The organism is Cellulomonas sp. McL0606, assembly GCF_058248365.1.
Window position 1 is genome coordinate 1768250 of record NZ_CM177779.1, and the last position, 13417, is coordinate 1781666.

A 13417-nucleotide genomic window follows, 5' to 3' on the forward strand; every position below is an offset into this window, starting at 1 on the left:
TGGGCGAGGGGATGGTTCGCGTGCGTGTCGATCTGCTGACCCGGGAGTACCCACCGCACGTCTACGGCGGCGCAGGCGTCCACATCGTCGGGCTGACCCGGGTGCTGGCCCGCACGATCGACGTGCGGGTGCACTGCTTCGACGGTCCTCGTGACGAGCCGGGGGTGTCGGGATACTCGGTTCCGGCGGACCTGGCCACGGCCAACGCGGCGTTGCAGACCTTCGGCGTCGACCTCGCGATGGCGGACGCCGTCGGGCGCGTGGGTGCCGACGGGGTCGCGTCCGACCTGGTGCACTCCCACACCTGGTACGCCAACCTGGGCGGCCACCTGGCGGGCCTCCTGCACGGGATCCCGCACGTGGCCACGGCCCACAGCCTCGAGCCGCTCCGTCCCTGGAAGGCCGAACAGCTCGGCGGCGGCTACGCGTTGTCCGGCTGGGCCGAGAAGACGGCCTTCGAGGGCGCAGCCGCGGTGGTCGCGGTGAGCGGAGGCATGCGCGAGGACATCCTGCGCTCGTACCCGGCCGTGGACCCGGACCGGGTCAAGGTCGTGCACAACGGCATCGACCTGGACGAGTGGCGGCGGCCGACGACCGACGAGGCGCTGGCGCGGGCAGACGCCACGGTGCGTGCCCTCGGCATCGACCCGTCCCGTCCGTCGGTCGTGTTCGTCGGTCGGATCACCCGGCAGAAGGGGCTGCCCTACTTCCTGAGGGCGGTCGAGCTGCTGCCGGCGGACGTGCAGGTCGTGCTCTGCGCCGGCGCGCCGGACACGCCCGAGATCATGGCCGAGGTGACGCAGCTCGTCGACGAGCTGCGTGCGCGCCGCACGGGCATCGTGTGGATCGAGAAGATGCTTCCACGCGACGAGCTGATCGCGGTCCTGTCGCACGGCACGGTCTTCGCCTGCCCGTCGGTGTACGAGCCGCTCGGCATCGTGAACCTCGAGGCCATGGCCGTCGGGCTGCCCGTCGTCGGCACCGCCACCGGCGGCATCCCGGAGGTCATCGACGACGGCGTCACGGGGCGGCTCGTGCCGATCGACCAGCTGCAGGACGGGACCGGGACGCCCGTGGACCCTGCCGCGTTCGTGGCGGACCTGGGTGCCGCCCTGACCGACGCCGTCAGCGACGCCGGGCGCACGGCGGAGTGGGGACTGGCCTCCCGACGACGGGTCGAGGACCACTTCTCGTGGGAGGCCGTCGCCGAGCGCACGGTCGACGTCTACCGCGCCGCGCTCGCCTGACCCGTCAGGCCGGCAGCGTGGTGGCGGCTGCGCTCATCGCCCGACGGGCCAGCCGGTCGACGTCGCGCAGGGCGGTCGAGCGCTGGTCGGCCTGCCAGAGGTTCACGGCGGCGCCGTCGTCCTGGGCGGCGAGCGTCACGATCGCCCGCAGCCGCGCGGCGCTGGTCAGCACGCGCACGGCGCGGCCGGCCAGGCCGTTGGGGAGCCGCCAGGTCGGCAGGCCGATGTCGCGCAGGGCGACGATCGACTCGGCGGCGTCCGGCCGCCAGCGGGCCACGTCGAGCCGCTGCAGCGCGTCGGTCACCTGGATCAGGCCTTGCTGCAGGTCGCGCTCCGCCTCGGCCAGCGAGCCGGTCCGGGCATGCACGGCGTGCCGCCAGTCGGCGACGTCCGTGACCTCCCAGGTGACCAGGTGCCCGGGTTCCAGGTCCGAGCCGAACCGCTCGACCACCGGCACGGCGACGAGGCACGCGTGGCCCGTCCGCACCAGGACCGCCTCGCCGGCGTCGGTCGCCGCGGCGCCCACGGCCGCGGGGGTGGCGCCCAGGTCGCCGGGGGCAGGCAGGACGGTCGCGGTCTCGCGCGGGCCGGGTTCGAGCGCGTCCAGCAGCGAGGAGAGCGGCTGCGCGGTGAGGTCGTCGCGCATGGGGTCGTTCGAGCCCGGCTCGTAGCGGACCGTGTGTGGCTCGTCGTCGGACTGGACGGCCTTCAGCATCGGCCCGCGACCGGGGCCGTCACCGCCGAGCCAGAGGGCCAGCAGGACGGAGCGGGGGCCTCCAGGGCGATGTCCACCGGACCACGGTAGGACCTGGGCGCCGCGGTGACGGAACCCGCGCTCGCCCGTTCGTCTGACGCGCCCGTCGTGACGCACCGCGACCGTGCGCGCCGGTTAGGGTCATGCCCATGACCGACGTGCTCGACCTGCATGCCGTGAGCATCCGCCGCGGGACCACGACGATCCTGGACGACGTGACCTGGACGGTCCGTGACGGCGAGCGGTGGGTCGTCCTCGGTCGCAACGGCGCGGGCAAGACGACGCTGGTCCAGGTGGCGGCCGGTCGCATGCACCCGACCACCGGCACCGCCGACCTGCTCGGCTCCCGGCTCGGCCGCGTCGACGTGTTCGAGCTGCGGCCCCGGATCGGTCTGTCCAGCGCCGCGCTCGCGGACCGGATCCCGGCGGGCGAGACCGTCCGTGACGTCGTGCTCACGGCCGCGTACGGCGTGACCGGGCGCTGGCGCGAGGACTACGAGGCCCTCGACGAGGCGCGCGCCGCCGACCTGCTCGCGGCGTTCGGCGTCGCGCACCTGAGCGACCGGTACTTCGGCACCCTCAGCGAAGGGGAGCGCAAGCGCGTCCAGATCGCCCGGTCGCTGATGACCGACCCGGAGCTCCTGCTGCTCGACGAGCCCGCTGCGGGTCTCGACCTCGGCGGCCGCGAGGAGCTGGTGGCCGCGCTGGCCGAGCTGGCGGCCGACCGCAAGTCCCCCGTCCTCGTGCTCGTGACGCACCACGTCGAGGAGATCCCGCCCGGCTTCACGCACCTGCTGCTGCTGCGGCAGGGCAAGGTGTTCGCTGCCGGTCCGGTGGACGACGTGCTCACGGCCGCGACGCTGTCGGGCGCCTTCGACCTGGACCTCGCCGTCGAGAAGGTCGACGGACGTTGGACTGCCCGCGCGACCGGCCCACGCTGAGGTCGTCGCGGTCCTAGTATCGAAGAGCGGCTCCGACGTCGGAGCCTGCCCGATGCAGGAGAGTGAGCCCGATGGGTTGGCTGTGGTGGGTAGGCGGGGCAACGGTGTTTGCCATCCTCGAGATTCTCTCGCTCGACCTCGTGCTCATCATGTTCGCCGGCGGCTGCCTGGCCGGCGCCGTGGCGTGGGCCCTGGGTGCCCCGCTCGGTGTGCAGATCCTCGTCGCCGCGCTGACGTCCGTGCTGCTGCTGGCGACGCTGCGCCCGTTCCTGCTCAAGCACCTGCGGGAGCGCACCCCCCTCGTCGAGACCAACTCCGCGGCGCTCATCGGGCGTGAGGCGGTCGTCGTCTCGACCGTGACCCTCGAGGGTGGTCGCGTGAAGCTCAACGGCGAGGTCTGGAGCGCGCGCGTCGATGCCGCGCAGGCCATCCCGCCCGGCACAGAGGTGCGGGTCGCGCGCATCGACGGCGCCACAGCTGTCGTCGCGCCGCTCGTCTGAGCAGCACCTCGTCCGACGTACGACTCGCGGGCAGCGTGCCCGCGTGCAGCTTCTGGAGGTTCGATGAACGACCCGGGTACCGGAACGATCGCCGCCTACGTCGTCGGCGGTCTGATCCTGCTGTTCGTCATCATCGCGCTGGTACGCGCGGTGCGGATCGTGCCCCAGGCCACCGCGGTGGTCGTCGAGCGGCTCGGCCGGTACTCGCGGACGCTCGACGCCGGCCTGCACCTGCTGATCCCCTTCGTCGACCGGGTGCGCGCGAGCGTCGACCTGCGCGAACAGGTGGTCTCGTTCCCGCCGCAGCCCGTGATCACCTCCGACAACCTCGTGGTGAGCATCGACACCGTCATCTACTTCCAGGTCACCGAGCCCAAGTCGGCGGTCTACGAGATCGCCAACTACATCCAGGGCATCGAGCAGCTCACCGTCACCACGCTCCGCAACGTCGTCGGCTCGATGGACCTCGAGCAGACGCTGACCAGCCGTGACCAGATCAACGGCCAGCTGCGCGGCGTGCTCGACGAGGCCACCGGCAAGTGGGGCGTGCGCGTCAACCGCGTCGAGCGAAGTCGATCGACCCGCCCGAGAGCATCAAGGGCTCGATGGAGCAGCAGATGCGGGCCGAGCGCGACCGGCGCGCCACGATCCTCACCGCCGAGGGCATCAAGCAGTCGCAGATCCTCACCGCGGAGGGTGAGAAGCAGGCGGCGATCCTGCGCGCCGAGGGCAACGCGCAGGCCGCGATCCTGAACGCCGAGGGTGAAGCACGCGCGATCCTTCAGGTGTTCGACGCCGTGCACCGCGGGGACGCGGACCCCAAGCTCCTGGCCTACCAGTACCTGCAGACGCTGCCGAAGATCGCCGCCTACCCGTCGAACAAGATGTGGTTCCTGCCGTCGGAGCTGACCAACGCGCTCGGCACCTTCGCCAAGGGCTTCGGGGGTCCGGTCGTCGACGAGTCCGCGCGACCTGCCGGCACGTCGCCGCTGGGCGACGACCTGCCGCCGACCACGCTGACCGACCCGGCGGTGGCGCTCGCGGAGGCGCGGCGCGAGTCGGCCGCCGCCACCGCGGACGCCACGAGCTCGGGCACGCTCAGCGGGACGCCGTTCAACCCGGCCGTAGAGCTCGGGCAGCGCCCGGGTCGGGGAGCGGTCCCGCCGCGCGCTCCTGAGCCGGAACCACCGGCAGACGCGTGAGAGGCGAGGGGCTGGACCGACCGGTCCGGCCCCTCCGCCGTTGCCGACGTGCAGCGTTCGCTGACAGCGAACACGTGGCGGAGTGAGTGCTCACTCAGTTATGGTCGCGGCATGCAGACTGTTGTTCCGGCGAAAGGACGTGCCGCTCCGCTGCCACCCGACGAGCGCCGTGCCGCCATCCTGCTCGCCGTCCAGCCTGTGCTGCTCGAACGCGGCGCCTCGGTCACCACCCGTGAGCTGGCCGAGGCGGCGGGCGTCGCCGAGGGGACGCTCTTTCGCGTCTTCACGGACAAGGTGACCCTCGTGCGGCAGGCCGTGATGGCCGCCGTCGACCCCGCGGCCGGCGTCCCGGAGATCAATGCGGTGGACATGAGCCTGCCGCTGCGTGATCGTCTCCTGGTGCTCATGCAGCTCGGTCTCGACCGCGTCGAGAACACGATGCGCTGGATGCAGGTCCTGCACGAGGTCATCCGCATGGACGACGTGCAGCCCGGAGACAGCCACGAGCGCATGCGGTCATGGTCGAAGCGTCAGGAGCCCGGCAATGCCGCGCTCCGCGAGGCGGTGTACGCCGTCCTGGCGCCCGACGCCGACAAGATGCGTCTCCCTGTCACCGAGGTCGAGGACCTGCTCGTCACGGTCCTGCTCGGCGCCATCATCCGGACCGCCGACGCGCGGCGTCGCGGTCTCGACCCCGAACCGCCGGACGCCGAGCGCCTGGTCGATCTCATCCTGCACGGCGTCGCTCGCCCCGACGCACCCTCATCCCCCGAGAGGAGCGCCTGATGCTCATCAAGCTGCTCAAGGTGCATCTCAAGCCGTACCAGGGTGCCGTGATCGCGGTCGTCCTGCTCCAGCTGATCCAGACGATGGCGACCCTCTACCTGCCCAGCCTGAACGCCAGGATCATCGACGACGGCGTGGTCCAGGGCGACACGGCCGAGATCCTGCGCCTCGGGGGCATGATGCTCGCCGTCAGCTTCGTGCAGATCGTCGCCGCGATCATCGCGGTCTACTACGGGTCCCGGACCGCGATGGCCTTCGGGCGCGACGTCCGGGAGCGGCTGTTCGGTCAGGTGCAGACGTTCTCGGCGCAGGAGGTGGCCAAGTTCGGGGCCCCGACGCTCATCACCCGCACGACGAACGACGTCCAGCAGGTGCAGATGGTCACGATGATGACCTTCACCATGATGATCATGGCGCCGATCATGCTGGTCGGCGGCGTGATCATGGCCATGCGCGAGGACGTCGTCCTGTCCGGGATCCTGCTCGTCTCGGTGCCGGTCCTCGGCCTGATCATCGGCCTGATCATCTCGCGGATGGTGCCGTACTTCCGTGTCATGCAGAAGCGGATCGACGGGATCAACCGGGTGCTGCGCGAGCAGATCGCCGGTGTCCGCGTGGTCCGCGCCTTCGTGCGGGAGCGCCGGGAGTCCGAGCGGTTCGACGGTGCGAACGCCGAGCTCTACGGCACGTCGTTGCGCGTGGGCAAGCTCATGGCGCTGATGTTCCCGTCGGTCATGGTCGTCCTCAACATCACGAGCGTGGCCGTGCTGTGGTTCGGTGCGTACCGGGTCGACTCCGGCGCGATGCAGATCGGTCAGCTGACCGCGTTCCTGTCCTACATCGCCTACATCCTGATCGCGGTCATGATGTCCACGATGATGTTCGTGATGGTCCCCCGGGCCGTCGTCTCGTCCGAGCGCATCGGTGAGGTGCTCGAGACCGACACCTCCGTCATGCCGTCGGCCACCCCCGTGAGCCTGCCCGGCACGCGGTCCGGTCTGCTCGAGCTGCGCGGCGTCGAGTTCCGCTACCCGGGCGCCGAGCGGTCGGTCCTGCACGGGGTCGACCTGCTCGCCGAGCCCGGCCGCACCACGGCGATCATCGGCTCGACGGGATCGGGCAAGAGCACGCTCGTCAACCTGATCCCGCGGCTGTTCGACGTGACCGGGGGCGCCGTGCTGCTCGACGGCGTCGACGTGCGCGACCTCGACCCGGACGAGCTGTGGACCCAGATCGGCCTCGTCCCGCAGAAGCCCTACCTGTTCGCCGGGACCGTCCGCTCGAACCTGGAGTACGGCAAGCCGGGCGCGTCCGACGAGGAGCTGTGGCACGCGCTCGAGGTCGCGCAGGCCCGCCCGTTCGTCGAGGCGCTGGCCGAGGGTCTCGACGCCCCGATCTCGCAGGGTGGCACCAACGTGTCCGGCGGCCAGCGACAGCGGCTCGCGATAGCCCGTGCGCTCGTCAGGAAACCGTCGGTGTTCCTGTTCGACGACTCGTTCTCCGCGCTCGACTACGCCACGGACGCGGCGCTGCGGGCGGCGCTCGTGCCCGAGACCCGGGACGCGACCGTGCTGGTCGTCGCGCAGCGCGTGGCCACCATCCGGCACGCCGACTCCATCGTCGTCATGGAGGACGGGCTCGTGGTCGGGGTCGGGACGCACAGCGAGCTGCTGGAGTCGTCGGAGACCTACCGGGAGATCGTCTACTCGCAGGTGAGCGTGGAGGAGGCAGCATGAGCACCGACGAGCGTCCGGCCCCCGCGCAGCGGATGCCGCCGCAGCGCCGCGGTCCCGGTGGCGGCGGCCCGATGATGAACATGGGCATGCCCGGCGAGAAGTCGATGAACTTCCGCGGCTCGGCCGGCCGGTTCCTGCGAGAGATGAAGGGTGAGCGCTGGCCCATGGTGGCCATCGTCGCGATGGGCACGGCGTCCGTCGTGCTGGCGGTCACCGGACCCAGCTGCTGGGCAACGCCACCAACGTGATCTTCCGGGGCGTCATCGGGCAGCACATCCCGGCGGGCGCCACCAATGCCGAGGCCGTCGCCGCCCTGCGCGCCGCCGGGCAGACGTCCCAGGCCAACATCGTCGAGTCGTCGGGAGCCGTGCCCGGCGTCGGCATCGACTTCGCCCAGCTGCGCAACATCCTGCTGGTCGTCCTGGTGATCTACCTGGGCTCGTTCCTGTTCGGGTGGCTGCAGGGCCGCATGACGGCCGTCGTCGTGCAGCGCGTGGTCTACCAGATGCGGCAGCGGGTCGAGGCGAAGCTGTCCCGGCTGCCGCTGAGGTACCACGACGGCCAGCCGCGCGGCGAGCTTCCTCAGCCGCGTGACCAACGACATCGACAACGTCTCCCAGACCCTGCAGCAGACCTTGTCGCAGCTGATCACCTCGGTGCTGACGGTCGTCGGCGTCCTGGCCATGATGTTCTTCATCTCGCCGCTGCTGGCGGTGATCGCGCTGGTCACCGTGCCGCTGTCGATCTGGATCGCGGGGATGATCGCCAAGCGGTCGCGCCCGCAGTTCATGCAGCAGTGGGCGGTGACCGGGCAGCTGAACGCCCACATCGAGGAGATGTACACGGGGCACTCGCTGGTCACCGTCTTCGGGCGGCAGAAGGAGGCCGCCGAGGTCTTCGCGGAGCGCAACGAGATGCTGTACCAGTCGAGCTTCAAGGCGCAGTTCATCTCCGGGATCATCCAGCCGGCGCTGGGCTTCGTGTCCAACCTCAACTACGTGATCGTCGCCGTCGTCGGCGGCCTGCAGGTGGCGTCCGGCGCCCTGACGCTCGGCAGCGTGCAGGCGTTCATCCAGTACAGCCGTCAGTTCACGCAGCCGATCACGCAGATCGCCTCCATGGCGAACCTGCTGCAGTCGGGCGTCGCATCCGTCGAGCGGGTGTTCGAGCTGCTCGACGCCGAGGAGCAGGAGCCCGACCCGGTCGACGCGATCCAGCCGGACGAGCCCATCCAGGGTCGCGTCGCGTTCGAGAACGTCGCGTTCAGCTACTCGCCGGCCAAGCCGCTCATCCGGGACCTGTCCCTGGTGGCCGAGCCCGGTCAGACCATCGCGATCGTGGGACCGACGGGTGCCGGCAAGACCACGCTGGTCAACCTGCTCATGAGGTTCTACGAGGTCGACGACGGCCGGATCACGCTGGACGGCGTGGACGTGCGCGACATGACCCGCGACGCGCTGCGCTCCGAGATGGGCATGGTGCTGCAGGACACCTGGCTGTTCGGGGACGCTCGCCGAGAACATCGCGTACGGCGTGGAGCACGCGACGCAGGAGGAGATCGTCGAGGCGGCGATCGCCACCCACGTCGACCGCTTCGTGCGCACGCTGCCCGACGGCTACGACACGGTGGTCGACGACGAGGGCGCGAACGTGTCGGCGGGCGAGAAGCAGCTGCTCACCATCGCCCGCGCGTTCCTGGCCGACCCGGCGATCCTCATCCTCGACGAGGCCACCTCCTCGGTGGACACCCGCACCGAGGTGCTCGTCCAGCAGGCGATGAACGCGCTGCGGCACGGCCGGACCTCGTTCGTCATCGCGCACCGGCTGTCCACCATCCGCGACGCGGACATCATCTTGGTGATGGAGGACGGCGCCATCGTCGAGCAGGGGTCGCACGACGACCTGCTGGCGGTCGACGGCGCGTACGCGCGCCTCTACGCGAGCCAGTTCGCGGCGGCGGTCGCTCCCGTCGACTGAGGCAACCGACCCGTACGCTCGGCGCCATGGCAACCCTGCCCGGCGCCGAGCGCACCGGCTTCCCGCGGGACCGGATCACGGTCGCGTTCTACAGCACGTTCGCCGTGTGGGGCTGGCTGCTGTACAGCTTCAACCCGAGCGTCCCGCTGCTCGCCGACGACCTGCACATCTCCGACGCCCAGGCCGGCCTGCACGGGTCGTCGATGGCCGTCGGGGCGATCCTGTCCGCCTTCGTCACCCCGCGGCTGGTCCGTGGTCGCGGGCGGCGGACGGCCGCGGTCGCGTCCGTCGCGCTCATCGCGGTCGGGGTGGTCGCGCTCGTGCTGGCGCCGACCCTCGCCTGGAGCCTCGGTGCGGTCTTCGTCGTGGCGCTCGGCGGCAACGCGGCGCTGACCGCGACACAGCCCGGCCTGGCCATCCGCCACAGCCGGGCGTCGTCGGCGGCGCTGACCGAGGCGAACGGGGTCGGGTCGTCGATCGGGCTGATCGGCCCCCTCGCCGTCGGGGCGTGCGTCGCGATCGGCTGGGGCTGGCGTCCGGCGGTACTCGTCACCGCTGTGCTCGCCGTGGCCTCGGCCCTGATGCTCGCGCGGATCCCCGTCGGCGGGGCGATGACGCCCGCTCACGCCGTGATCGAACCCGCGGCCGCGGACGCCCCGGTCGGACGTGCGGCGCTGCCCGCGTGGTGCTTCCTGGCGACGCTGGTCGCGGCGGTCGCCATGGAGTTCGCCACCACCTACTGGGCGACCAGCCTGGTCATCGAGCAGACCGACGCCGGGGCGGGCATCGCCGCCGCCACGACGGCGGGCCTGGTGTTCGGCATGTCGGTGATCCGCTTCGTCGTCGGACCCCTGTCGCTGCGGATCGCGCCGGCGCTGCTGCTCACCGGTGCGTTCGTCCTCGCGATCGGCGGCTGGGCGATCCTGTGGACCGCGACCACGCCCGCGATCGCCATGGTCGGGCTCGTCGTCTCCGGGCTCGGCTACGGCGCCCAGTACCCGCTGTCGGTCGCCCTCCTGCTGGCCACCGCACCGACCCGACCAGACGCCACCCAGGGTCGCGCGACGCTGGCGGCGGGCCTGGCGGTCGGCGTCGCACCGTTCGCGCTCGGCGCCCTCGCCGACCGGTTCGGCACGCACCAGGCGTTCATCCTCGTTCCGGTCGTCGCCGTCGTCGGCGCGGCGGCCGCAGCCGTGGGCGGCCGCAGGGTGCGCCGGGCCGTCGTGGCCCGGGCCGACGCGGTCGTCCTGGGAGGATGACGGCGTGCCTCGCCCGGACCTGCAGCCCGTCACGACGCCCGACGACGACCGCCTGACCGACTACGTCGCGTTGACCGACGTCGCGCTGCGCTCGAAGCTGGAGCCGTCCAAGGGCCTCTACATCGCGGAGAGCTCGACCGTGCTGGGCCGGGCGCTCGCGGCGGGGCACCGGCCGCGGTCGGTCCTGCTCGCCCCCCGCTGGGTGCCCGACCTGGAGCGGATGCTCGCGGCGTTGCCGGACGACGACGTCGTCGTCCCGGTCTACGTGGCCGACGAGCCCCTGCTCGAGGCGATCACGGGCTTCCACGTGCACCGCGGAGCGCTCGCCGCGATGCACCGGCCCGCCCTCGCCCCCGTCGAGGAGGTCCTGGCGGGTGCCCGGCGGGTCGCCGTGCTCGAGGACATCGTGGACCACACCAACGTCGGCGCCGCCATGCGCGCGTGTGCCGCGTTCGGGCTGGACGCCGTGCTCATCACGCCGCGCTGCGCCGACCCCTTGTACCGACGGTCGGTCCGCGTCTCGATGGGGACCGTGTTCCAGGTCCCGTGGACCCGCATCGACCCCTGGCCCGACGGGCTGTCCCTGTTGCGCTCGCTCGGATTCGTCACGGCGTCGCTCGCCCTGTCGGACGACTCGATCTCGCTCGACCAGCTGGCGGCCGACCCGCCCGAGAGGCTCGCGCTGATCCTCGGGGCCGAGGGTGACGGGCTCAAGGCATCGACCATCGCCGGCTCCGATCTCGTGGTCCGCATCCCGATGGCGGGCGGCGTCGACTCGCTGAACGTCGCGTCCGCGGCGGCGGTGGCCTTCTGGGCGACGCGGGTCCCCTGACACCATGGGGTGATGTCGACGGATCTGTTCGAACCGGTCGGGCAGGGTCCCGACGAGGTCGCCAACCGGTTGCTCGCGGCGACGCTGGGTGCGCAGGAGCTGCTGGCGGTCTACGCCGGCGACCAGCTCGGGTGGTACGCGTCCCTGGTCGCACATCCTGGCTCGACCTCGGCCGAGCTGGCCGGGCGGACCTCGACGGACGAGCGGTACGTGCGCGAGTGGCTCGAGCACCAGGCGGTGGCGGGGTACGTGACGGTCGACCCCGACCGCCGGTTCTCGCTCACCGACGGCGCTCGCGAGGTGCTCACCGATGCGGACTCCGAGTTCTTCCTCGCACCCCTTGGACGGCTGCAGGCTGCCACCGGCCGCGTGGTCGACGACCTTCTCGACGCGTATCGCACCGGCGGCGGCGTCTCGTGGGCGCACCTGGGCGACGACGCACGGACCGCCCAGGCCGCGCTCAACCGACCGTTCTTCCTCGGCCCGCTCGTGGACGACGTGCTGCCGGCCATCCCGTCGCTGCACACCCTGCTGCGCGGCGGCGGACGGCTCGCGGACATCGGGTGCGGCATGGGCTGGTCGTCCATCGCGATCGCGCGGGCGTACCCCGAGGCGTCCGTCGTCGGCATCGACATCGACGCACCGTCGATCGAGGCGGCTCGTCTCAACGCCGCGTCCGAGGGGGTCGACGTCACCTTCGAGCTGGCCGACGCCTCGTCGAGCGGTGGCGCGTTCGACGTCGTGACGTTCTTCGAGTGCGTGCACGACATGCCGGACCCGGTGGCGGTGCTCGCGGCCGCGCGGGCGATGGTCCGCGACGACGGGTATGTCATGGTGGCCGACGAGCGAACCCTCGAGGAGTTCGTCGCGCCGGCCGGTCCGGTCGAGCGACTGTTCTACGGCTGGTCGCTCGGCGTGTGCCTGCCCGACGGTCGCGCCAGCTCGCCCAGCGTGGCCACCGGAACGGTCATGAGGCCGTCGACGCTGGAGCGGTACGCGCGCGCGGCGGGCTTCGTCGGGATCGAGGTCCTGCCCGTCGAGCTCGACCTGCTGCGGTTCTACCGGCTGCTGATCAGCCCAGAGCCAGACCCTCGATGACCTCCACACCCGGCGCTCTGGCGAGCAGCGCGCCGGGCAGGGCGATCTTCGAACGACGGACACCGCTGCCGATGACGACGGTCGCACCGGCGGACGGGTCGTCGAGGGCGACGCGTGCGTCGACCAGCACGCGGTAGCGGGCGGGCAGCCCGAGCGGCGTGATGCCGCCGTACTCCATGCCGGACTCCTCCACCGCCCGGTCCATCGCCAGGAACGACGCCTTGCGGACGTCGAGCAGGCGCTTGACGGCGTTGTTGACGTCCGCGCGGGTCGTCGCGCGCACCACACAGGCTGCGACGCGTTCCTCGCCCTCGCGACGGCCCGCCACGAGCACGCAGTTGGCCGACGCCGCCGGCGGCAGCGCGAACGACTCGGTCAGGGTCGCGGTGTCGGCCAGGTCCGGGTCGATCTCGGTCACCAGCACGGCGTCGGCGACCGACGGGTCGTCGTCGGCCCACGCGGTGATCGTCGCGAGGGTGGTGGGGGCGAGGAGGTCGGGGTGGTCGAGCGCGCGGGTCCAGGTGAGCGTGCCCAGGCTCATCGTCGATAGGTCCCGACGAGGATCGCGCGCGCCAGCGTGTGGAACAGGACGGCCGTGTTGGCGGCCCCGGGCATGGTGTCGGCGGCCAGCCCGAGCGAGGGGACGTCGAGGGCGTGGACGACGAAGAAGTAGCGGTGCACCTGGTCGCCGGGCGGGGGAGCGGCCCCCACGTAGCCCGCGACGCCGTCGTCTCCCCTGAGGTGGAAGGCGCCGGGCGGCAGCCCCGAGCCGTCCGGGTTGCCGGCGCCGGCCTCCAGCGTGGTGACGGTCGCCGGGACGTCCACCAGGGTCCAGTGCCACCAGCCCGCGGGACCCGGGGCGTCGGGGTCGAAGCAGCTCACGAGGAACGACTGCGTCTGCGAGGGGAAGCCCGACCACGACAGCTGCGGCGACACGTTGCGGTCGGCGGCGGTGTTCGTGTGGACGTCGGGAATCGGCTTGCCGGTGGTGATGTCGTCGCTGGTCAGCGCGAAGTCGGGGACCTTCGGCAGGAGCGAGTACGGGTCCGGGGCGACGGGACGGGTGAGGTTCACGGCCATGGCGA

Annotated in this window: 10 protein-coding genes and 3 pseudogenes; 10 read left to right on the forward strand and 3 right to left on the reverse strand. The window is 71.8% G+C overall.

The genetic code is table 11. The annotated features are described in order from the left end of the window. The first annotated feature begins 20 nt into the window (after positions 1 to 20). Positions 21 to 1247, forward strand: coding sequence for a glycogen synthase (glgA, locus tag AC38ZX_RS08915; protein ID WP_491297011.1), 1227 nt, complete (start codon positions 21 to 23; stop codon positions 1245 to 1247). A 4-nt stretch (positions 1248 to 1251) separates the two neighbouring features. Here the strand turns inward: glgA and AC38ZX_RS08920 are convergent, their stop codons facing one another. After that, the gene (locus tag AC38ZX_RS08920; protein WP_491297012.1) at positions 1252 to 1962 is read right to left on the reverse strand and encodes an Rv1486c family protein; all 711 of its coding nucleotides are present in this window, start codon (positions 1960 to 1962) and stop codon (positions 1252 to 1254) included. 188 nt (positions 1963 to 2150) lie between these two features. Here AC38ZX_RS08920 and AC38ZX_RS08925 point away from each other — a divergent pair, with 188 nt between their 5' ends. The 9 genes and pseudogenes from AC38ZX_RS08925 to AC38ZX_RS08965 all read left to right on the forward strand — a co-directional run bounded on the left by AC38ZX_RS08925 (position 2151) and on the right by AC38ZX_RS08965 (position 12332). Then, on the forward strand, positions 2151 to 2942 hold the full coding sequence (locus AC38ZX_RS08925; RefSeq protein WP_491297013.1) for an ABC transporter ATP-binding protein: 792 nt from the start codon (positions 2151 to 2153) through the stop codon (positions 2940 to 2942). Positions 2943 to 3013: 71 nt separating this feature from the next. Continuing rightward, a complete protein-coding gene (locus AC38ZX_RS08930; RefSeq protein ID WP_491297345.1) occupies positions 3014 to 3442 on the forward strand; it encodes an NfeD family protein in 429 nt (142 codons plus the stop codon). 63 nt (positions 3443 to 3505) lie between these two features. Continuing rightward, positions 3506 to 4644, forward strand: a pseudogene (locus tag AC38ZX_RS08935) (SPFH domain-containing protein). Between the two features lie 111 nt (positions 4645 to 4755). Then, a complete protein-coding gene (locus tag AC38ZX_RS08940) occupies positions 4756 to 5430 on the forward strand; it encodes a TetR/AcrR family transcriptional regulator (protein WP_491297014.1) in 675 nt (224 codons plus the stop codon). Then, positions 5430 to 7166 (forward strand): ABC transporter ATP-binding protein, encoded by a 1737-nt coding sequence (locus tag AC38ZX_RS08945; RefSeq protein WP_426595456.1) that lies wholly within the window; start codon positions 5430 to 5432, stop codon positions 7164 to 7166. The genes AC38ZX_RS08940 and AC38ZX_RS08945 overlap by 1 nt, the downstream gene beginning before the upstream one ends. Then, a pseudogene (locus AC38ZX_RS08950) lies at positions 7163 to 9143 on the forward strand (ABC transporter ATP-binding protein). Before AC38ZX_RS08945 ends, AC38ZX_RS08950 begins: the two are co-directional and overlap by 4 nt. Positions 9144 to 9319: 176 nt before the next feature. After that, a pseudogene (locus tag AC38ZX_RS08955) lies at positions 9320 to 10402 on the forward strand (MFS transporter); the annotation flags it as partial. Between the two features lie 4 nt (positions 10403 to 10406). Next, entirely contained in the window at positions 10407 to 11234 is an 828-nt protein-coding gene (locus AC38ZX_RS08960; RefSeq protein ID WP_426595459.1) for a TrmH family RNA methyltransferase, read from the forward strand. A gap of 12 nt (positions 11235 to 11246) precedes the next feature. Then, entirely contained in the window at positions 11247 to 12332 is a 1086-nt protein-coding gene (locus tag AC38ZX_RS08965; protein ID WP_491297015.1) for a class I SAM-dependent methyltransferase, read from the forward strand. Here AC38ZX_RS08965 and AC38ZX_RS08970 read toward each other — a convergent pair. Both AC38ZX_RS08970 and AC38ZX_RS08975 read right to left on the reverse strand, forming a co-directional pair. Further along, positions 12307 to 12873, reverse strand: coding sequence for a YbaK/EbsC family protein (locus tag AC38ZX_RS08970; RefSeq protein WP_491297016.1), 567 nt, complete (start codon positions 12871 to 12873; stop codon positions 12307 to 12309). The genes AC38ZX_RS08965 and AC38ZX_RS08970 overlap by 26 nt on opposite strands. Further along, positions 12870 to 13412, reverse strand: a complete 543-nt coding sequence (locus AC38ZX_RS08975) for a YbhB/YbcL family Raf kinase inhibitor-like protein (RefSeq protein WP_491297017.1) — start codon at positions 13410 to 13412, stop codon at positions 12870 to 12872. The genes AC38ZX_RS08970 and AC38ZX_RS08975 overlap by 4 nt, the downstream gene beginning before the upstream one ends. Positions 13413 to 13417 lie beyond the last annotated feature (5 nt).